Genomic DNA, 17,761 nt, shown 5'->3' on the forward strand with positions numbered 1-17,761 from the left:
GCGCGACCGATGATGTCAGCAGCTCAGCGCTTCAGCTCGATCACGTCGAGCGTCGATTCCTGGACCGGAAGGGCATTTCCAGGCGGGCGTGGCCGGCGCCGATCACCGTCAGGATGCCGATCTGGTCGTCCGGCGTCGCGGCGGCGCCGGCGCTGGCGCCGTTGCCCGAATAGGCGTGCGGCGGCTCGCCGGTCACCGACGAGGCGCCGAGATAAACAAGCCCGCCATCGGCCGGATAAAGGAAACCGGCGGTGTGCTGGCTGCCGCTGGTCTTCTCGAAGAACAATCCGCCGCCGCGATTGGAGATGCGGCAGTTGAACCAGGAATAGACGACATAGGGCGTGATGCCGCCGAGCTTGATGGTGCGGCAGCGCCAAGAGCCGACAAGCTCGCCGCCCGAGGGCGCGTGGCTGGCCGGGCCGAGCGCGGCGTCGATCGCCGAGGCATCGCCCGAACCTGTGCCGGCATGGGCTTCGGCGAGAGCCTTTTCCTTGGCTTCGCCCAGGCGCGCGAGGCGCTGCTGGTCGTATTGCGAGGCGACGTCCTGCCAGCCGGCGGCGGCCGCGGTCGCGGACAACGCCAGAACGGCGGCGGCGAGAAGGAGTTTAGACAGGTTCGCGGACATTCGCTTTGGTCCCTTCGGTCGCGTCGGTCTCGGGCGCGACCCAGCCCTTGAGATCGGCCGTCGGCGGCATGCCGACGACGTTGAATCCGGCATCGACGAAATGCACCTCGCCCGTCACGCCGCCCGACAATTCGCTGAGCAGATAAAGCGCGGCGCCGCCGACATGATCGAGCTCGACGCTCCGCTTCAGCGGCGCGTGGCTCTTGTTCCACTTGAACACCATGCGCGCATCGCCGACGGCCGAGCCGGCCAGGGTGCGCATCGGGCCGGCGCTGATCGCGTTGACGCGCACGCCGTCGCGGCCGAGATCGGCGGCGAGATAGCGCACCGAAGCTTCCAGCGCGGCCTTCGCCACGCCCATGACGTTATAGTTCGGCATGACGCGGCTGGCGCCGAGATAGGTCAGCGTCACCAGCGCGCCGCCGTCGCTCATCAGGGCGGCGGCGCGCTGCGCCACGGCGGTGAAGGAATAGCAGGAGACCGACAGCGTCTTGCAGAAATTGGCGCGGGTGGTGTCGACATAGCGGCCCTTCAGCTCGTCGCGATCCGAGAACGCGATGGCATGGACCAGGAAACTTGCCCCAACGGGTCTTCAGCCGGTCGAACACCGCGTCGAGTTCGGCGTCGTTCTCGACATCGGCCGGCAGCACGATCTGCGAGCCGATGGATTGCGCCAGCGGCTTCAGCCGCTTGGCCTGGGCGTCGCCCTGATAGGTGAAGGCGATCTCCGCGCCCTGGGCGGAGAGCACGCGCGCGATGCCCCAGGCGATGGAATGGTCGTTGGCGACCCCCATCACCAGGCCCCGCTTGCCCTGCATCAACTTGCCGTCCGCCATGTCCAACCTCGCCCGTGTCTGGGTCTGTACCGTTTTGGGACAACCGACACAGGGCCGAATTGTCCGATGCAAGTTCTATGCGGCGCGCTGGAACACCAGCGAGGCATTGGTGCCGCCGAAGCCGAAGGAGTTCGACAGCGCGGTCTCGATCCTGGCGTTGTCGATGCGCTTGCGCACGATGTTCGCCGAGGCGACCGCGGGATCGATCTCCTCGATATTGGCGCTTTCGCAGACGAAGCCCGACTGCATCATCAGCAGCGTGTAGATCGCCTCGTGCACGCCGGCGGCGCCCTGGCTGTGGCCGGTCAAGGACTTGGTCGCGCTGATCGGCGGCATGTTGTCCCCGAAGACTTCACGTATGGCGTTGATCTCCGGGATGTCGCCGACCGGGGTCGAGGTGGCGTGCGGATTGATGTAGTCGATCGGGGCCTTCACCTTCTCGATCGCCATGCGCATGCAGCGCACCGCGCCCTCGCCCGACGGCGCGACCATGTCGGCGCCGTCCGCCGTCGCGCCATAGCCGACCATCTCGGCATAGATCTTCGCACCGCGCGCTTTCGCGTGTTCGTACTCTTCGAGGATCAGGATGCCGCCGCCGCCGGATATCACGAAGCCGTCGCGGTTCTTGTCATAGGCACGGGAGGCTTTTTCCGGCGTGGCGTTGAACTTGGACGACATCGCGCCCATCGCGTCGAACAATTCGCTGAGCGTCCAGTCGAGCTCTTCGCCGCCGCCGGCGAACATCACGTCCTGCTTGCCCCATTGGATCATCTCATAGGCGTTGCCGATGCAGTTCGCCGAGGTCGAGCAGGCCGAGGAGATCGAGTAGTTCACGCCCTTGGTCTTGAACCAGGTCGAGAGATTGGCCGAGGCGGTGGACGACATCGCCTTGGGCACCGCGAAGGGGCCGATGCGCTTGGGGCTGTGGTTGGTGCGGGTAATGTCCGCCGCCGCGACGATGGCCTTGGTGGACGGCCCGCCGGTGCCGACGATGAGGCCGGTGCGCGGATTGGAGATGTCGTGCGGCTCCAGCCCCGCATCGGCGATGGCCTGGGTCATCGCCACCCAGCAATAGCCGGGCGCCGTCGCCCTGGAAGCGCCGCGCCCGGCGGTCGACCACCGCGTCGAGATCGAGCTTCAGGCTGCCATGGACCTGGGAGCGGAAGCCGTATTTCACATAGTCCTTCCGCCGTCACGATGCCGGACTTGGCCTCGCGCAGGCTGGCCACCACTTCCTGGGTGTTGTTGCCGATGGATGAGACGATGCCCATTCCGGTGACCACCACGCGTCTCATGGAAGAAAATTCCTTTTGTGCCGGGTCATCATCTTCGTTGTCATCGCCCGCGAATGCGGGCGACCCAGGTGACACCGATCCGAGTGTCGTCAACTGGGTGGCCCGCATTCGCGGGCCATGACACCGGTAAAAGTGTAGGCGATTTTCTCAAACCGTGACCGGCTGCGCGCCCGCGTTCTTGAGCGCTTCGACCGCGTCGCTGAAGAGGCCGACCTTCATGTCCTTCACTTCGTAGACCACCTTGCCGTCCACCTTCATGATGCCGTCGGCCACGCCCATCACCAGCCGGCGCATGATCACGCGCTTGAGCTCCACATAATAGGTGATCTTCTTGGCGGTCGGCAGCACCATGCCGGAGAACTTCACCTCGCCGACGCCCAGCGCGCGGCCCTTGCCCAGCCCGCCCATCCAGCCCAGGAAAAAACCGACCATCTGCCACAAGGCATCCAGGCCCAGGCAGCCCGGCATCACCGGATCGTCCTGGAAATGGCACTTGAAGAACCAGAGATTCGGATTGACGTCGAGCTCGGCCTCGACCGAGCCCTTGCCGGCCGATCCGCCATTGTCGGTGATCTTGGTGATGCGGTCGAACATCAGCATCGGCGGCAGCGGCAGGCGGGCATTGCCGGGGCCGAACAGCTCCCCGCGGGCGCAGGCGAGCAGGCCGGCATGTCGAAGGAGGATTTGCGTGCGGGGTTGGGCTTGTCCACGTCCAGGTCCTTTGCGGCCGGCCCTTGACAGACAAGGGCTTTGAGCCGATTTGTATGTTAGAAACGTTCTAACGAATATGCTTCGGGCAGGATAGCAAAGTTACGGCCCGAGTGTCAGCGGTCTGGATCAGGTAACCCGTGATGGCCAAGAAGGTTCGCGAAGCCGGAACCGACGCGGTGGAGCGCCTGCGCGAAGCGGGCCTGCGCCCGACGCGGCAGCGCGTGGAACTGGCCGGATTTGCTGTTCGCGGAAGGCCACCGGCACATGACGGCCGAATCGCTGCACGGCGATGCCCAGACGGCGGGCGTCAAGGTTTCCCTGGCGACGGTCTACAACACGCTGCACCAGTTCACCGCCGCCGGCATCCTGCGCGAGGTGGTGGTCGATGCCGCGCGCTCCTATTTCGACACCAATACCGGCGATCACCAGCATTTCTTCGTCGAGGATGACGGGCTTCTGATCGACATTCCGGGCGAGCACATCGAAGTCGCCGGCGTGCCCGAACCGCCCGACGGCATGGCGGTGGACCGGATCGATGTCGTCGTACGCGTGAAGCGGTTCTGAGAACGACTCTCAACTTCTTTAGAAATGTTCTAAACTGTTGACACGCGGTCCGCCGCGGAGTTTTCTTCTGCGCGGAAAGTGATTTTCCAGCCCCTAGGAGAAGACGATGACGGACCTCAAAGGCTCCAAGACTGCCCAGAATTTGAAGGACGCGTTTGCCGGCGAGAGCCAGGCCAATCGCCGCTATCTCTATTTCGCACAGAAGGCCGACGTCGAAGGCTATAACGACGTGTCCGCCGTGTTCCGCTCGACCGCGGAAGGCGAGACCGGCCACGCCCATGGCCATCTCGAATATCTCGAGGCGGTCGGCGACCCGGCGACCGGCGAGCCGATCGGCGACACGACGCTGAACCTCAAGGCTTCGATCGCGGGCGAGACCCACGAATACACCGACATGTATCCCGGCATGGCGAAGACCGCGCGCGGCGAAGGCTTCGACGAGATCGCCGACTGGTTCGAGACGCTGGCCAAGGCGGAGAAGAGCCACGCCGGACGCTTCCAGAAGGCGCTCGATACGCTGGGGAAGTAAGATGAATACCTCTCCCGCACTTCGCGGGAGAGGTCGAAATTTGCGAAGCAAATTTCGGGTGAGGGGACGTGCTTCGGCCCCTCACCCGGCTCGCTACGCTCGCCGACCTCTCCCGCAAGCGGGAGAGGTTGTCCGCGCACGATCTTTGAGATTTTTCCCATGTCCCGCGAAGGCTCCCTCGAAGCGCCGACTCGCCATCCGATCGCCTGGCGCGACGAGGCCTTTTACGATGCCGGCGCGCTCGACAAGGAGCTGCGGCGGGGTGTTCGACATCTGCCATGGCTGCCGGCGCTGCTTCAATCTGTGCGATTCCTTCCCGCGCCTGTTCGACCTGATCGACAACAGCGCGGACGAAACCATCGAGGCGGTGAAATCGGAAGACTTCGTCGGCGTCGTCGAGGCCTGCACGCTGTGCGACATGTGCTTCATGACCAAGTGCCCTTACGTGCCGCCGCATCAATTCCAGCTCGACTTTCCGCACCTGATCCTGCGCGCCCGCGCCGTGGAGGCCAAACAGGGCAAGACCGATTTCACCCAGCGCCAATTGGCCGAGATGGACCGTAACGGAACGCTGGCCCGCGTCGCCTCGCCGGTGATCAACTGGGCGTCCTCCACCGCGAACAAGCCGATGCGGGCGCTGATGGAGAACGTCGCGCATATCGACCGCACGGCGGAGCTGCCGAAATTCCATACGCGGACCTTCGTGTCGGCCGACAAGGGCGATCCGATCCACGCGAACGCGGCGGCGCCGGCCTTCGGCAAGCGCAAGGCGGCGCTTTATGCCACCTGCTTCGTCAACTACAACAAGCCGGCGACGGGGCTGGCGGCGCGCGCGGTGCTCAATCACATCGGGGTCGAGACCAAGGTCACCTATCCCGGCTGCTGCGGCATGCCGTTCCTGGAACAGGCCGAGCTCGACCGCGTTGCCAAGAACGCGGCGAAGGTCTCGAAGGAATTGGTCAAGCTGATCGATGACGGCTACGACATCGTGGCGCTGACCGCGTCTTGCGGGCTGATGCTGAAATTCGAATGGCCGCTGATCGTGCCACAGAACGAAGACGTCAAGCGCGTCGCCAAAGCCACCTTCGACATCGACGAATATGTCGTCGATGTCGCCAAGAAAGAGGGCCTGCCGGCCGGCCTCAATCCGCTCCCCGAAGGCGTCACGGTGCACCTGGCCTGCCACGCGCGGGCCCAGAACATGGGACCGAAGGCGGCGGAGATGCTGCGGCTGATCCCGGGCACGCCGGTCGACGTGATCGAGCGCTGCTCCGGCCATGGCGGGACGTTCGGGGTGGTCAAGCCGACGCACGATCTTGCGGTGAAGGTCGGGCGGCCGGTGTTCCGCACCGCCAAGCAACAGGGGCGCGGGCACATCGTCAGCGATTGTCCGCTGGCGGCGCAGCACATCGTGCAGAACGTGAAAGAGCTGGCGGGGAAGGACGGAAGCAAAGCTGCGGCGCGCGAGCCCGAGCATCCGATTCAGATCATGGCGCGCGCCTATGGATTGGTGGAACCCGCATGATGTCCCTCAGCGAACGCAGGATCACGCCAGCCGACATCCTTCCCGACGCCGAATACAACGCGCGGCGCGGCGAATTGCGCGCCAACGCCATCGCCGAGAAGAAGAACCGGCGCATGGAGGTCGGGCCCTATGCCACGTTCTATTTCGAGAACTATCAGTCGATGTGGCTCCAGGTGCAGGAGATGCTGCGCATCGAGAAGGGCGGTGCCGAGCAGGTCGCCGGCGAGCTCGAAGCCTACAATCCGCTGATCCCGCAAGGCTCCGAGCTGATCGCGACCGTGATGATCGAGATCGAGGATGCCGCGCGGCGCGACCGCGAATTGCGCCGCCTCGGCCATGTCGAGGACTCAGCCTTCCTGGAGATCGGCAAGGACCGCATCAAGGGCACGCCGACCGATTACGAGGACCGCACCACGCCGGAGGGCAAGACCTCGTCGGTGCATTGGCTGCGCTTCGTCTTCACGCCGGCGCGGATCGCGGCGTTCCGCGCGGGGAGCGAGCCCGTGGTGCTCGGCTTCACCCATCCCAATTACGGCCACATGGCGGTGATGCCGGCGGCGACCCGCGCCGCGCTGGCGGGCGATTTCGCCTGATCGGTCAGGCGCGCGCCGCGATGGCGCGGAACAGCGCGATCTGGTCGGCGGTGCGGTAATGTTCGGGCCTGGCGCTGCGGCCGTAGTCGCGGAAGGCGGAGGTCTTGGCGATCACCACGCGCGCGGCGGGATCGACATAGATGAATTGGCCATAGATGCCGATCGCGGTGTAGGCGCCGCCGTCGTCCGGCACCCACCATTGATAGCCATAGCCCCAGGGCAGCGCCGCCGAGTCTCGCAGGCCGGGCCGCACATGCGGCGCGTCGGGCGTCGTTGAATCGCGCACCCAAGCCGCCGGCACGATCTGGACCCCGTTGAAGACCCCGCCGTTCAGATAGAGAAGGCCGAGCTTGGCGTAGTCCCTGAGCACCGCGTTCAGGCCGCCGCCAGCGAACTCGGCGCCCTTGGTATCGACGATCCAGAAGGCGTCGGCCTCCATGCCGAGTGGTTCCCAGAGCTTGTCCCGCAGATACTCCGTCAGCGGCCGGCCCGTCGCGTTGCGCACCACCATGCCCAGGACATGGGTGTCGGTCGTGTTGTAGCGGTTGAACGTGCCGGGCGGACGCTCGCGCACGCAACTCGCCGCGAAATCGTCGAACGAGGTGCCGTCCACCAGCAGGCGGCCGAAGCGGTTGATGTCCGAATCGGGATCGCTGTAGTCCTCGTTCCAGCGCGCGCCGGACGACATCTGCAAGACGTCCTTGAGCCGCACGCCGTCATAGGCGCTGCCGGCGAGTTCGGGCGCGTAGCGCGTGACCGGATCCTCGACCGAACCGATGGCGCCCTCGCCGATGGCGATCCCCACCAGGGCCGAGACGAAGGACTTGCAGACCGACCAGGAGATCGACTGCGTGGAGGCGTCGTTGCCGAGCCGGTAGTCCTCGAACACCAGACGGTCGTCTTTCAGGACGAGCAGGCCGGTGGTTTCGACCTTCGTCAGAAGGTCCGAGGTGTTTTGCGATTTCCCGTCGAATTCGAACGTCTCCGGCAGGACGAGGGTTTCGCCCCGCGCGAAGGCGACCGGTTTCGACGCGCGCCGGATCACCCGGACGGGGTAGATCGAACTCATCGCGCGGAAATTCGCGGCCTGCTCCGCGCCGGAAAACAGCCTCGTGTTCCTGGTTGTCCAGCGCGCCGCCATTGTGCTCTCCATGCTTCCGCTAGGACGCGGGCGACCCCATGAAATCGCGCTTGCCGACTTCGACGCCGACGCTGCGCAGGATGTTGTAGGCCGTGGTGGTGTGGAAGAAGAAGTTCGGCAGGGCGAAGCCGGTCAGGAACGGCAGGGCCTTGAACGGCGCCTCGCGCGTGCCGAACTTGACGACGATGTCGCTGTCCTCCTTGCCGTCGATCTGCGCCGCCGTCGCGGCCTTCACGAAATCGATCGTGCGGCTTACGCGGTCCTTCAGGCCCGCGAGGGTGGTCTCCGCCGGGCCGAAATCGGGCTGCTCCACCCCGGCCAGCAGCGCCGTAGCGCGCAGGGCATGGATCGAAACCTGCTGCACCTGGGCGTTCAGCGGATACATGTCGGGATAAAGGCGCGTCGCCAGCAGCACCGCCTGATCGAACTTCTTGGCCTCGGCGAAGGCCGCCGCCTTGTCGAGCACGCCGTTCAGCGCGTTCAGATGGCGCAGGAAGACGGGCACGGAAATCTGGAACAAGGAAATAGTCATACGGTCCCTCCGGTTATCGTTGCCTTCAGTCTAGCGATGGGACGGATGCGCGCAACGCGGGGCCGCTGGTGCTAAAGTGCGGCCAGGCAACATGGGAGACGCGAGATGCTCGAACTCTATTACTGGCCGACGCCGAACGGGAAGAAGGTCACGATCCTGCTGGAAGAGCTGGGCGTGCCTTACGAGATCAAGCCGGTCAATATCGGGCGCGGCGACCAGTTCGATCCCGATTTCCTGAAGTTCTCGCCCAACAACCGCATGCCGGCGCTGATCGACACCACGCCCAGGGACGGCGGCGCGCCGATCCATGTCTTCGAATCGGGCGCGATCATGATGTACATCGCCGAGCGCGAAGGCCGCTTTTTGCCGCACGACCTCGCGAAGAAATACGACGTCATCCAATGGGTGATGTGGCAGATGGGCAATCAGGGACCGAAATTCGGCGAGTGGGGTCATTTCTCCCGCGCGTCGCAGAACGCGGCGAATGGCGATCTGGCCTATGCCGTGACGCGCTTCTCCGACGAGGTGCACCGGCTCTATGGCGTGATGAATCTGGGCCTGCACAAGAAGGACTGGCTGGCGGCGGGCGACTACAGCATCGCCGACATGATCTGCTACCCCTGGGCGAGCGGCTACAAGCTGCGCAAGATCGACATCGAGGAATTCCCCAACGTGAAACGCTGGATCGAGCGCCTCGAAGCGCGGCCGGCGGTCAAGAAGGCAATGGAGGCGGCGCCGCCGTCCGAGGCGGTCGAGGATCCCAATGCGATCTCCGACGAGGAGAAGGCGCGGCGCGCCAAGATTCTGCTCAACCAGCGGGCGACGCGGATTCCGCAGGAATGGGCCTGAGGCGCGCGCCGGCGTCGGGCGCGCTCCAGTCGCGCAGGGGATCGTAGCAGCCATAGGTCAGGACGAAGCGCGGCTGGCCGGCCTCGTCGCACAGCGGCAGGCAGACCATCTCGCCGGTCACGTCGTTCTTCGTCCGCATGAAGAAGCGCAACGGCCGGCGCGCGCCGAGCGCGAGCAGCGCGGACTGGGTCCAGCGCGCGGTCTGTTGCGGCGTCGCGCCGGGATCGTCGAAGAACGTGCCGGTGCGCTCGCTGAGCGTGTTGGCGACCAGGGTCCCGACCAGGCGAAAGCGCAGGCGGGGCGGCGCCGCCTGGACCAGCTCGACCAGGACGAGGCGCGGCAGATAGGGCTTGAGCCTGCGCGCGGTCATCGCGCCCCGGCCCGGCAGGCCGCCGGCGGGCGCCGCGGCGGTCCACATCGCGGAGACCTCCCCGCATTCCGGCATCAGGAAGGCGTTGGCGGGATCGCAGAACTGGCCCCAGCCGTGCCGCGCCGCCTCGGCGTTGAATCGCGCCGCCGCCTGTTCGATATCGCCCATGGCGCTTTTCTAGCAAGCGGCTGGTCAACGCCGCGTTAACCGCGTCAGGCGAGCGTCAGGCCGGTCGCGGCTTCGAGCTCGGCGATGGCCTGGGCGGCGGTCTCGACCTTGATGGTCGTCATGCCCAGCGCGCGGGCCGGCTTCAGATTGCCGCCGAGGTCGTCGAGGAAGACGCAAGCCGCCGGCGCCACGCCGAGCCGCTCGCACATCAGCGTGTAGATGCGCGGATCGGGCTTGCGGATGCCGAGCTTGGCGGATTCGATGACATGGTCGAACAGCTCCATGATCTCGCGGGCATAGAGCGAGCGGCCGGCCACCGTTCCCCCGTCTTTTGGGCCGCCCGCCGCATTGTGCGGCATGTTGTTGGTGATGCAGCCGGTCTTGAACCTGGTCTTCACGCGGCGCAACGCCTCAATCATCTCGGGCCGGAAATCGCCGGCGAGCAGGGGCAGCACGTCGCGGCCCGGGATCGCGTGGCCGAGTGCTGCCGCTTCCTCGGCGAACAGGCGGTCGAAGCCGTCGATATCGACCTTGGACTGCTCGAACTGCGCCCAGGCATTGGTTTCGTGATTGGCCGAGTTGATCCTGCGGATGGTGCCGACGGGGATGCCGCGCTCGGCTTCGTAGCGCGCGAAGGCCTCGAAGGGCGAGGTCGTGAACACGCCGCCGAAATCCCAAATCACCGCTTCGATCATGGCCGTCCTCAATTTCCTTGCGTCAGGAAGCAGGCCGCGCCCTAATCGGTCAAGATGCGGCGACGAGACCGCGACAAACGGGGTGACGGGATGGGCTTGAGCTTCCGCAAGGCATCGTATGAACCCGGCGTGGTCGATTTCGGGACCGGCGCCTTCGCCTATCTGCAGCCCGACGGCGGCTGGGGTTTCTCCAATGCCGGGCTGGTGACGGATGGCGGCGAGGCGCTCTTGGTCGATACCATGTTCGACACGGCGCACACCCGCGCGATGCTGGACGGCTTCGCCAAGGCGAGCGGCGCCCGGATCGGCACGCTGGTCAACACCCATCACAATGGCGATCACTGCTACGGCAATGGCTGCGTCGAGGGCTGCGAGATCATCGCGACCGCGGGCGCTGCAGAGGCGATGAAGCACGAGACGCCGATGGGCCTGGCGCAGTTCATGAAGGCGGCGCCGGGGCTGGGCCTGACCGGCGACTATCTTGTCCATTGCTTCGGCGATTTCGATTTCGAGCAGTGCTCGCCGCGCGCCCCCGACACCACTTTCACCGGCCGGGCCTCGCGCATGGTGGGCGCCAAGCGCGTCGATCTGATCGAGGTCGGGCCGGCCCATACCGGCGGCGACGCGCTGGTCCATGTGCCGGCCGACAAGGCGCTGTTCACCGGCGACATCCTGTTCATCGATGGCCACCCCATCATGTGGGCGGGGCCGGTGGCGAACTGGATCGAAGCCTGCGAGGCCATCGCGGCGATGGACGTGGAGACCATCGTGCCGGGGCACGGGCCGGTGACGGACAAGAGAGGCGTGGCGCGGGTGAAGGACTATCTCGTTTATGTCCGCGACGCGGCGCGGGCGCGCTACGACGCCGGCCTGGGCGCGCTGGAAGCGGCGCGATCGATCGCGCTCGACGATTTCGCCGGCTGGGGCGATGCCGAACGCATCGCGGTCAACACCGCGTCGCTCTATCGCGAATTCGGAGCGAAGGACGTGCCGTCCGATCCCGCGACGCTGTTCGGCTGGATGGCACAATTGTGGAAGGACAGGAGATGATCTCGGCCCGGGCGGCGGGTCGTGGTGCGCGGGATTCGCGGTGATGGCGGGGCGATAACCTCTCCCGCTTGCGGGAGAGGACATCTAAGCGCTTTCCGCCCGCGACAGCGCCTTGGGCGTGAAATAGGTGCAGGCGAGGATCGTGGTCGGCTTCTTGCCGCCGTTCGATAGCGGCGCCGAAAAGCTCTCGCCGTTCAGATAGGACACCCGCGGAATTTCGAAATAGCTCAGAAAGCGCATCGGCACGCCGCCTTCCAGCACCGCGTCATAGCCGGCGATCCAGCGCTTCAGCCGGTCCGGCGGGATCGACATCTCGACGAACTGGCCGGTCTGCTCGCCGAAGCGCTGCGCCAGCGCGCTGCCATAGAAACGGAAGCGGTAGCTGGGGTGGCCGGAGGGATGCGCCGCGCGCTCCACGATGGAGACGTTGCGCAGGAACGGCTTGAGCGTGCGGGCGTCGAAATCGGCGCGCGACGGCAGGCCGTCAGCGGCCTTGGCCTTCTCGTTCCAGACATCGCGCAGCGCGTTGAGCTCGGGGCAATCGAATTTCAGGGTCGTGTCCGCGCGCATGGACCAACCTTCCTTCTGCGACAGGGCGTTCAACCGTTCGGCCGGATCTGCCATTCGCGCAGGGTGTGCCCAATCCGTAGCCAAAGTCTTAATACCGTCGTTCGAATTTTCAATTCCATAGGCATCTCCGGGGCTTGCGCGGCGCGACCGGCGACGGGATCATGGCCGCAACAGCGGAAAAACAGGACGGGGACCGGGATGGATCAGGCCATAGGCGCGAGCGTCGAGATCGCCTCGGGCAAGTTGCAAGGCGTGGCGCGCGACGGCGTGCTGCGCTTCAACGGAGTTCCCTACGCCAAGCCGCCGGTGGGGCCCTTGCGCTGGCGCCTGCCGGAGCCGGTGGAGCCCTGGGCCGGCGTGCGCGACGCCTCGCGCTTCGGCAATATCGCGCCGCAGGTGGCGAGCGCCAGCGGCGCCGTGCTGGGCGGCACGCCGGGCACGCGGTCGGAGGATTGCCTTTATCTCAACGTCCAGACGCCGGGCTGCGACGATGCCAGGCGGCCGGTGATGGTGTGGATCCATGGCGGCGCGTTCAATACCGGCGCCGGCAGCGTCGGCACCTATAACGGCAAGTTCCTCGTGCCGCGCGGCGATGTCGTTCTGGTGACGATCAATTACCGGCTGGGCGCCTTCGGCTTCCTCAACCTCGCCGACGCGACGGACGGCAGGCTGCCGGGCACGGGCGCGGAAGGTCTCGCCGACCAGATCGCGGCGCTGGGATGGGTGAAGGACAACATCGCCGCGTTCGGCGGCGATCCGGACAACGTCACGATCTTCGGTGAGAGCGCCGGCGGGATGAGCGTGGGCGCGATTCTCGCGTCTCCGAAAGCTTCGGGCCTCTATCACAAGGCGATCCCGCAATCGGGCGCGAGCGATATCGGCTATGCGCGCGAGGTGTCGGCACGCGTGGCGCGGCTGGTGCTGGACAAGCTCGGCACGACCGACCCGCGCGACCTTTCCTGGGAAGCGATCCTGGAGGTGCAGAAGACGCTGCTGGACGCGCCGCGCGAGATCGGCCTCGGCATGCCTTTCGCGCCGACCATCGACGGGACGATCCTGCCCAGGCGCGCAATCGAATGCGTGGCGGAAGGATCGGCCAAGGGCGTCGCGGTGATGACGGGCACGACGCGCGACGAGTGGAAGCTGTTCACCGTCGCCGCCGGCAATCTCAAGACCATGGACGAGGCCGGCTTACGCAAGATGACGGCGCGGCTGGCAGGCGAGGAGCACGCCGACGCCATCCTGGCGGCGACCGCGAAGGGCACGCCGTTCGACCGCTGGAACGACATCATGACCGATCACAGCTTCTTCGTGCCGGCGACGCGTCTGCTCGACGCGCAGGCGCAATATGCGCCGACCTATGCCTATCGCTTCGACTGGCCTTCGCCGTTCCTGGACGGCGCGCTGGGGGCGTGCCACGCGCTGGAGCTGGGCTTTACGTTCGGCACCTTCCGCCTCAAGGGCGCGGCGCCATTTTTCGGCGAGGGTCCGAAGGCCGATGCCCTGGCGGCGGAGATGATGGACTCCTGGGTCGCCTTCGCGCGCGACGGCAATCCTTCGAACGATACCTCCGGCGCCTGGATGCGCTACGACAAGACCAGGCGCGCCACCACGATCTTCGGCGACGGCCCACCGCATGTGACGAGCGCCCCGAACGAGGCACGGCGCAAGGCCTGGGAGACGGTGGCGGCCGACCGCATCGGGCCGTGAATCCCAACTTCTCCCGCAAGCGGGAGAGGAGATTCACGCATAGGGCTTGCCAGCCCTCGCGTAAGCCGCCGCCGAATTGAAGATGTTGATCGTCATGAGGCTGGTCTCGGTGTCGGCGCGTTTCTCGTAGATCGCGGCGACTCTGGCTTGGACGTCCTCATCCTTCGGCGCGGCTTCCAGCGCATAGTCGGCCAGATGGCACGCCAGACGGAAATCGCCCGACGCGGCCAGCGCTTCGGCACGCTCCGCCAGCGTGCGCGCGCCGCCGGCCAGCGCCGCGATCTCGCTCGCCAGTTTCGCGCGCGGCGCGGGCTTGAGCTCGCTGGGCCGTCCGCTCCACCAGCCGCCATAGAAGCGGATCACGTTGCGCACCAAAAATTCGGTGTCGTCATAGACCGGCTGCAGCCAGGGCGAATCCGATTTGGGCAACTCGATGCCAGTGACGATGTCGACATGCGGCGGCGAGCCGTTCTCCATCGCCGCCAGCGTGCGCGACACGACGGTCTCCAGGAACGCCGCCGTCTCGGTCAGCATGCGCGCGATCTTCTCCGGATCGTTCACCACCGGGCCGCCGTGGCCGGGACAGAACGAGGCCGGGGCCTTGGCCGCCATTTCGCGCAGGCCCTTGGCCCGCTCCCAGGGATAGCGCTGGACCTTCTGCGGATTGCCGTCGTTCGGCACCGCCCAGATGAAGAGATCGCCGGGGCACAGCACGCGCCGCGCCGGCGCGAACACCCACGTGTGATCGTCGGTCTCGCCCTTGCAGTGATGCAACTCGAAGCTCTCGCCGCCGACGGTGATGGTCATGCGGTCTTCGTAGAGCGTGTCGGGCGGGATCGGCGGCTGGCCGAAGGCGGCATAGGCGTCGGCCGATTGCGCCTCCACCGTGCCGCCGAACTGGCGCGCATTGAGCGCCGCATTGTGCCGCGCCGTCGCCTGATAGCGCGCGAACCGCGCCGGCATGGCGGCATGGGCGATGACGCGCGGCTTCTTCTGGCCAGGGAGGAGGAACTGGTCCAGGCCATAGGCATGGTCGACATGGCCATGGGTGTAGATCGCGGTGTGCACCGGCGCCTGCGTCTTCTGCCGCAGCATGGCGGCGAGCATCGGCGCGAACTGTTTGGTTCCGGTGTCGACCAGGACGAGGCCCTCGTCGGTCTCGAAGGCGGTGCAGCCGGAGAATTGCGAGGCGAACCAGGTGCGCGGCGCGATATCGATGGGCCCGCCGGTCCAGAAGAACTTCGCCTCTTCGGGGCTCTTGCCCCGCATCGTGCCGAATTTCGCGGCCGGATTGACTGCCATGTTTCGCCCCTGACGATTGTGTTCGTGCTTTTGGCCCAGGGTTCATGCTAACGCGGGCCATGACAAGCCATAAAACGATCAAGCTGAAGCCCAAGGAAGGCCGCCGGGCGCGCGCCGGCGCGCCGTGGATCTTCTCCAATGAAATCCAGATGGACGCAGCGGCGAGGGCGCTGGCGCCGGGCAGCGTCGTCAACATCCTGTTCGACGACGGCCAGCCGCTGGGCACCGGCTATTTCAATCCCAAAAGCCTGATCGGGCTGCGCGTGCTGGACAAGGCGGTCGATACCGTCATCGGCACCGGCTTCTTCGTGCGCCGGCTGGAGCGTGCGCTAAAATTGCGCGCGGCGATCTATGCCAAACCGTTCTATCGGCTGGTGCATGCCGAAGGCGACGGGCTGCCGGGACTGACCATCGACCGGTTCGGCGACAGCCTGGTGGCGCAGATCACCACGGCGGGGATGGAGGCGCTGACCGAGCCGCTGCTGAAAGCGCTCGACAAGGTGGTGGAGCCGGCGAACGTGATCCTGCGCAACGATGCGCCGTCGCGGGTTCTGGAAGGACTCGATGAGTATGTCCGCGCCGGCAAGGGCGAGGCGGGGCGCATCGCGGTCGAGGAGAACGGCGCGCGCTATTTCGCCGATCTCGGCGCCGGACAGAAGACCGGCTGGTATTACGACCAGCGCGACAACCGCGCCTTCATCGCGTCGCTGGCGAAGGGCAAGACGGTGCTCGACGCCTATAGCTATACCGGCGGCTTCGGCATCGCGGCGGCCAAGGCGGGCGCGACGGAAGTGATCTGCCTCGATTCCTCGGCACCGGCGCTGGCGCTGGCGGAAGACTCCGCGGCGGCGAACGGCGTGCGGGTGAAAGGCGTCAAGGCCGATGTGTTCGAGGAGCTCGAACGGCTGGCGGCCGCGAAGGAGACGTTCGATATCGTGATCGCCGATCCGCCGCCCTTCGTGCGCGCGAAGAAGGATTTGGAGCCCGGCGCCAAGGCCTATCGCAAGCTGGCCAAGCTCGCGGCCGAAGTGACGGCGCCGAACGGTTTCCTGGTGCTGGCCTCATGCTCGCACAACATTCCGGTGGAACGCTTCGCGAGCGAATGCGCCGCCGGCCTCGCGCGCGCCGGGCGGCGCGCCGCGCTGATCCGCCAGGCCGGCGCTGGGCCGGATCATCCGGTGCATCCGATGCTGCCGGAGACGGCGTATCTCAAGGCGCTGGTGTACGCGCTGGATTGACCGCCTCGAACTGCGCCTTGCGGAAATCGGGCACGGCGTGCGGCTGGTCGTCGATGACCAGCGTCGGCGGCGCGGCGCCTTCGAATTTCGGCCAGGGCGGAAGGCCCGCGCCGTTGGGATCGCCGGTCCTGGCGAAGTTCGTCCAGTAAGACTGCATTGTTTGGCTTATCGCGGTGTCTTGCGGCGGGGCGAAGACGGCCAGGGGACCGAAGCCGAAGACGAAGATCATCTCGCCGCCATGCGGCACGCCGGTCAGGCCGCGGCGCCGCGCCAGATCGGCCAGGAAGGCGAAGCGGTAGACATAAGCGGGCGCGCCGGCGCGCGAGACGGCACCGGCGGCAAGCGCGGCGGGGCCGGCCATGAAGCGGTCGCTGAAGATCTGGCGGTGAAATTCGCCGTCGTCGAGCTTGCCGTCTTTCTCATAGAGCGCGCGCACCGCCGCGAGCCGGTCGCCGAAAGGCTGCGTCAGCCAATCGGCGGGGCCGTCGCCGATCTGGTTGCCCTCGTTGCTGTTGCTGCCCGCGAGATAGGGAATCTTCGCCATATGGCCGGCGGCGAAGGCGTCGACAATCTCCTCGGTGAGAACATGTCCGTCGAGGATCGGGCCGGATTCGTCGTCGCTCACGATCCGGTCGGCGCCGAGGGCGCGCAAGGTCGTCAGCGCATCGGGGCCGGTGGCGTTCAGCTTGGCGGCGAAGGCCTGCGCGCTGGCACGGGCTTCGGCCAGAGTGTCGGTCTTGAACAGGCCGCCCGATTCGCTGATCGCCTTGGCGAACAGGCCCCTGGCGAGCGGCGAGACCATCAGCGCATCGACGCTGGCGCCGCCGGCGGATTCGCCGAACACGGTGACGTTGGCGGGATCGCCGCCGAACGCCGCGATGTTGCGCTCGACCCATTGCAGCGCCGCGATCTGGTCGAGCAGGCCGAAATTCACCTCTTCGAGCCCCGGATAAGCGAAGAAGCCGAGACGGCCGAGGCGGTAGTTGATAGTCACCAGCACGACACCGTGCCGGGCGAGCGCCGCGCCGTCGAAGCGCGGCACCGACGCGGCGCCTTCGGTGAAGCCGCCGCCATGGATCCACAGCATGACGGGAAGCTTTGCGCCGCGCGGCTCGGGCGTCCACACGTTCAGGGTGAGGCAATCCTCGCTCTGCGGAAGATTGGCGCGGATCAGGAGAGCCTCGGTCGGATGTTGCGGGCAGGCGGGACCGAAGACGGTCGCATCGCGGGTGCTCGTCCAATGCGGCGCGGGCCGCGGCGCCCGCCAGCGCAGATCGCCGGTCGGCGGCGCGGCGTAGGGGACCGCCTTGTAGATGTCGATGCCGTTATCCGAGACGCCGGCGAGCGTGCCCTGGTCGATGGCGACCGTCGGCGCGGCGAGGGCGGGCGCCGCCGACAGCAGCATGACGAGGACGATCAGCGCGCGCATGTCGTGTCCTTCAACGCCGGCCCGGCTCC

The 17,761-nt window shown here is 66.5% G+C and carries 19 protein-coding genes and 1 pseudogene; 8 read left to right on the forward strand and 12 right to left on the reverse strand.

The window, feature by feature from the left end:
* Nucleotides 1-40: 40 nt before the first annotated feature.
* From WDM86_09820 to fabA, 5 genes and pseudogenes are all read right to left on the reverse strand, one after another.
* On the reverse strand, nucleotides 41-625 hold the full coding sequence (locus WDM86_09820; protein MEI9990325.1) for a DUF4893 domain-containing protein: 585 nt from the start codon (nucleotides 623-625) through the stop codon (nucleotides 41-43).
* Nucleotides 606-1,196 carry an SDR family oxidoreductase gene (locus tag WDM86_09825; protein ID MEI9990326.1) on the reverse strand — a complete coding sequence of 197 codons (591 nt, stop codon included), beginning with the start codon at nucleotides 1,194-1,196 and terminating at the stop codon, nucleotides 606-608. Before WDM86_09825 ends, WDM86_09820 begins: the two co-directional genes overlap by 20 nt.
* Nucleotides 1,197-1,224: 28 nt before the next feature.
* Nucleotides 1,225-1,461: pseudogene (locus tag WDM86_09830) on the reverse strand (SDR family oxidoreductase).
* A gap of 75 nt (nucleotides 1,462-1,536) precedes the next feature.
* Nucleotides 1,537-2,520, reverse strand: coding sequence for a beta-ketoacyl synthase N-terminal-like domain-containing protein (locus tag WDM86_09835; GenBank protein ID MEI9990327.1), 984 nt, complete (start codon nucleotides 2,518-2,520; stop codon nucleotides 1,537-1,539).
* Between the two features lie 383 nt (nucleotides 2,521-2,903).
* On the reverse strand, nucleotides 2,904-3,440 hold the full coding sequence (gene fabA / locus WDM86_09840; GenBank protein ID MEI9990328.1) for a 3-hydroxyacyl-[acyl-carrier-protein] dehydratase FabA: 537 nt from the start codon (nucleotides 3,438-3,440) through the stop codon (nucleotides 2,904-2,906).
* Between the two features lie 264 nt (nucleotides 3,441-3,704).
* On the opposite strand from fabA, the gene irrA reads away from it, so the two are divergent.
* The 4 genes from irrA (at nucleotide 3,705) to WDM86_09860 (ending at nucleotide 6,678) form a co-directional block, all read left to right on the forward strand.
* Nucleotides 3,705-4,031, forward strand: coding sequence for an iron response transcriptional regulator IrrA (irrA, locus tag WDM86_09845; GenBank protein ID MEI9990329.1), 327 nt, complete (start codon nucleotides 3,705-3,707; stop codon nucleotides 4,029-4,031).
* 106 nt (nucleotides 4,032-4,137) lie between these two features.
* Nucleotides 4,138-4,560: a rubrerythrin family protein gene (locus WDM86_09850; protein ID MEI9990330.1), complete on the forward strand. Its 423-nt coding sequence runs from the start codon at nucleotides 4,138-4,140 to the stop codon at nucleotides 4,558-4,560.
* Nucleotides 4,561-4,789: 229 nt separating this feature from the next.
* Nucleotides 4,790-6,085: a hypothetical protein gene (locus tag WDM86_09855; protein ID MEI9990331.1), complete on the forward strand. Its 1,296-nt coding sequence runs from the start codon at nucleotides 4,790-4,792 to the stop codon at nucleotides 6,083-6,085.
* On the forward strand, nucleotides 6,085-6,678 hold the full coding sequence (locus tag WDM86_09860; GenBank protein ID MEI9990332.1) for a DUF3501 family protein: 594 nt from the start codon (nucleotides 6,085-6,087) through the stop codon (nucleotides 6,676-6,678). Before WDM86_09855 ends, WDM86_09860 begins: the two co-directional genes overlap by 1 nt.
* A 4-nt stretch (nucleotides 6,679-6,682) precedes the next feature.
* On the opposite strand, the gene WDM86_09865 is transcribed toward WDM86_09860, so the two are convergent.
* On the reverse strand, nucleotides 6,683-7,819 hold the full coding sequence (locus WDM86_09865) for a serine hydrolase (protein MEI9990333.1): 1,137 nt from the start codon (nucleotides 7,817-7,819) through the stop codon (nucleotides 6,683-6,685).
* Nucleotides 7,820-7,838: 19 nt separating this feature from the next.
* A complete protein-coding gene (locus WDM86_09870; protein MEI9990334.1) occupies nucleotides 7,839-8,351 on the reverse strand; it encodes a DUF1993 domain-containing protein in 513 nt (170 codons plus the stop codon).
* A gap of 105 nt (nucleotides 8,352-8,456) precedes the next feature.
* Here WDM86_09870 and WDM86_09875 point away from each other — a divergent pair, with 105 nt between their 5' ends.
* The gene (locus WDM86_09875; GenBank protein ID MEI9990335.1) at nucleotides 8,457-9,200 is read left to right on the forward strand and encodes a glutathione S-transferase N-terminal domain-containing protein; all 744 of its coding nucleotides are present in this window, start codon (nucleotides 8,457-8,459) and stop codon (nucleotides 9,198-9,200) included.
* Here the strand turns inward: WDM86_09875 and WDM86_09880 are convergent.
* Nucleotides 9,160-9,738, reverse strand: a complete 579-nt coding sequence (locus WDM86_09880; GenBank protein ID MEI9990336.1) for a hypothetical protein — start codon at nucleotides 9,736-9,738, stop codon at nucleotides 9,160-9,162. The genes WDM86_09875 and WDM86_09880 overlap by 41 nt on opposite strands.
* 44 nt (nucleotides 9,739-9,782) lie before the next feature.
* Nucleotides 9,783-10,433: an HAD-IA family hydrolase gene (locus tag WDM86_09885; GenBank protein ID MEI9990337.1), complete on the reverse strand. Its 651-nt coding sequence runs from the start codon at nucleotides 10,431-10,433 to the stop codon at nucleotides 9,783-9,785.
* Between the two features lie 96 nt (nucleotides 10,434-10,529).
* On the opposite strand from WDM86_09885, the gene WDM86_09890 reads away from it, so the two are divergent.
* Nucleotides 10,530-11,483, forward strand: a complete 954-nt coding sequence (locus tag WDM86_09890) for an MBL fold metallo-hydrolase (protein MEI9990338.1) — start codon at nucleotides 10,530-10,532, stop codon at nucleotides 11,481-11,483.
* An 84-nt stretch (nucleotides 11,484-11,567) separates the two neighbouring features.
* On the opposite strand, the gene WDM86_09895 is transcribed toward WDM86_09890, so the two are convergent.
* Nucleotides 11,568-12,053: a PAS domain-containing protein gene (locus WDM86_09895; GenBank protein MEI9990339.1), complete on the reverse strand. Its 486-nt coding sequence runs from the start codon at nucleotides 12,051-12,053 to the stop codon at nucleotides 11,568-11,570.
* Nucleotides 12,054-12,251: 198 nt separating this feature from the next.
* Here WDM86_09895 and WDM86_09900 point away from each other — a divergent pair, with 198 nt between their 5' ends.
* Nucleotides 12,252-13,763, forward strand: a complete 1,512-nt coding sequence (locus WDM86_09900) for a carboxylesterase/lipase family protein (protein ID MEI9990340.1) — start codon at nucleotides 12,252-12,254, stop codon at nucleotides 13,761-13,763.
* A gap of 33 nt (nucleotides 13,764-13,796) precedes the next feature.
* Here WDM86_09900 and WDM86_09905 read toward each other — a convergent pair whose 3' ends face one another.
* A complete protein-coding gene (locus WDM86_09905; GenBank protein ID MEI9990341.1) occupies nucleotides 13,797-15,065 on the reverse strand; it encodes an alkyl sulfatase dimerization domain-containing protein in 1,269 nt (422 codons plus the stop codon).
* 59 nt (nucleotides 15,066-15,124) lie between these two features.
* Between WDM86_09905 and WDM86_09910 the strand changes: the two genes are divergently transcribed.
* On the forward strand, nucleotides 15,125-16,303 hold the full coding sequence (locus WDM86_09910; protein MEI9990342.1) for a class I SAM-dependent rRNA methyltransferase: 1,179 nt from the start codon (nucleotides 15,125-15,127) through the stop codon (nucleotides 16,301-16,303).
* On the opposite strand, the gene WDM86_09915 is transcribed toward WDM86_09910, so the two are convergent.
* A complete protein-coding gene (locus WDM86_09915) occupies nucleotides 16,275-17,732 on the reverse strand; it encodes a carboxylesterase family protein (protein ID MEI9990343.1) in 1,458 nt (485 codons plus the stop codon). The two genes, WDM86_09910 and WDM86_09915, sit on opposite strands and share 29 nt — an antisense overlap.
* Between the last annotated feature and the right edge of the window lie 29 nt (nucleotides 17,733-17,761).

Origin of the sequence: Rhizomicrobium sp. (assembly GCA_037200045.1) — a bacterium.
In the GTDB taxonomy this organism is placed as follows: domain Bacteria; phylum Pseudomonadota; class Alphaproteobacteria; order Micropepsales; family Micropepsaceae; genus Rhizomicrobium.

Bases quoted from the DNA above. Each gene is read 5' to 3' on its own strand.
- WDM86_09850 (MEI9990330.1), top strand. From the start codon at position 4,138: ATGACGGACCTCAAAGGCTCCAAGACTGCCCAGAATTTGAAGGACGCG.
- WDM86_09865 (MEI9990333.1), bottom strand. From the start codon at position 7,819: ATGGCGGCGCGCTGGACAACCAGGAACACGAGGCTGTTTTCCGGCGCG.
- WDM86_09915 (MEI9990343.1), bottom strand. From the start codon at position 17,732: ATGCGCGCGCTGATCGTCCTCGTCATGCTGCTGTCGGCGGCGCCCGCC.
- WDM86_09820 (MEI9990325.1), bottom strand. From the start codon at position 625: ATGTCCGCGAACCTGTCTAAACTCCTTCTCGCCGCCGCCGTTCTGGCG.
- WDM86_09895 (MEI9990339.1), bottom strand. From the start codon at position 12,053: ATGCGCGCGGACACGACCCTGAAATTCGATTGCCCCGAGCTCAACGCG.
- WDM86_09900 (MEI9990340.1), top strand. From the start codon at position 12,252: ATGGATCAGGCCATAGGCGCGAGCGTCGAGATCGCCTCGGGCAAGTTG.
- WDM86_09880 (MEI9990336.1), bottom strand. From the start codon at position 9,738: ATGGGCGATATCGAACAGGCGGCGGCGCGATTCAACGCCGAGGCGGCG.
- WDM86_09835 (MEI9990327.1), bottom strand. From the start codon at position 2,520: ATGACCCAGGCCATCGCCGATGCGGGGCTGGAGCCGCACGACATCTCC.
- WDM86_09875 (MEI9990335.1), top strand. From the start codon at position 8,457: ATGCTCGAACTCTATTACTGGCCGACGCCGAACGGGAAGAAGGTCACG.
- WDM86_09885 (MEI9990337.1), bottom strand. From the start codon at position 10,433: ATGATCGAAGCGGTGATTTGGGATTTCGGCGGCGTGTTCACGACCTCG.
- WDM86_09905 (MEI9990341.1), bottom strand. From the start codon at position 15,065: ATGGCAGTCAATCCGGCCGCGAAATTCGGCACGATGCGGGGCAAGAGC.
- WDM86_09855 (MEI9990331.1), top strand. From the start codon at position 4,790: ATGCCGGCGCGCTCGACAAGGAGCTGCGGCGGGGTGTTCGACATCTGC.
- WDM86_09870 (MEI9990334.1), bottom strand. From the start codon at position 8,351: ATGACTATTTCCTTGTTCCAGATTTCCGTGCCCGTCTTCCTGCGCCAT.
- WDM86_09910 (MEI9990342.1), top strand. From the start codon at position 15,125: ATGACAAGCCATAAAACGATCAAGCTGAAGCCCAAGGAAGGCCGCCGG.
- WDM86_09860 (MEI9990332.1), top strand. From the start codon at position 6,085: ATGTCCCTCAGCGAACGCAGGATCACGCCAGCCGACATCCTTCCCGAC.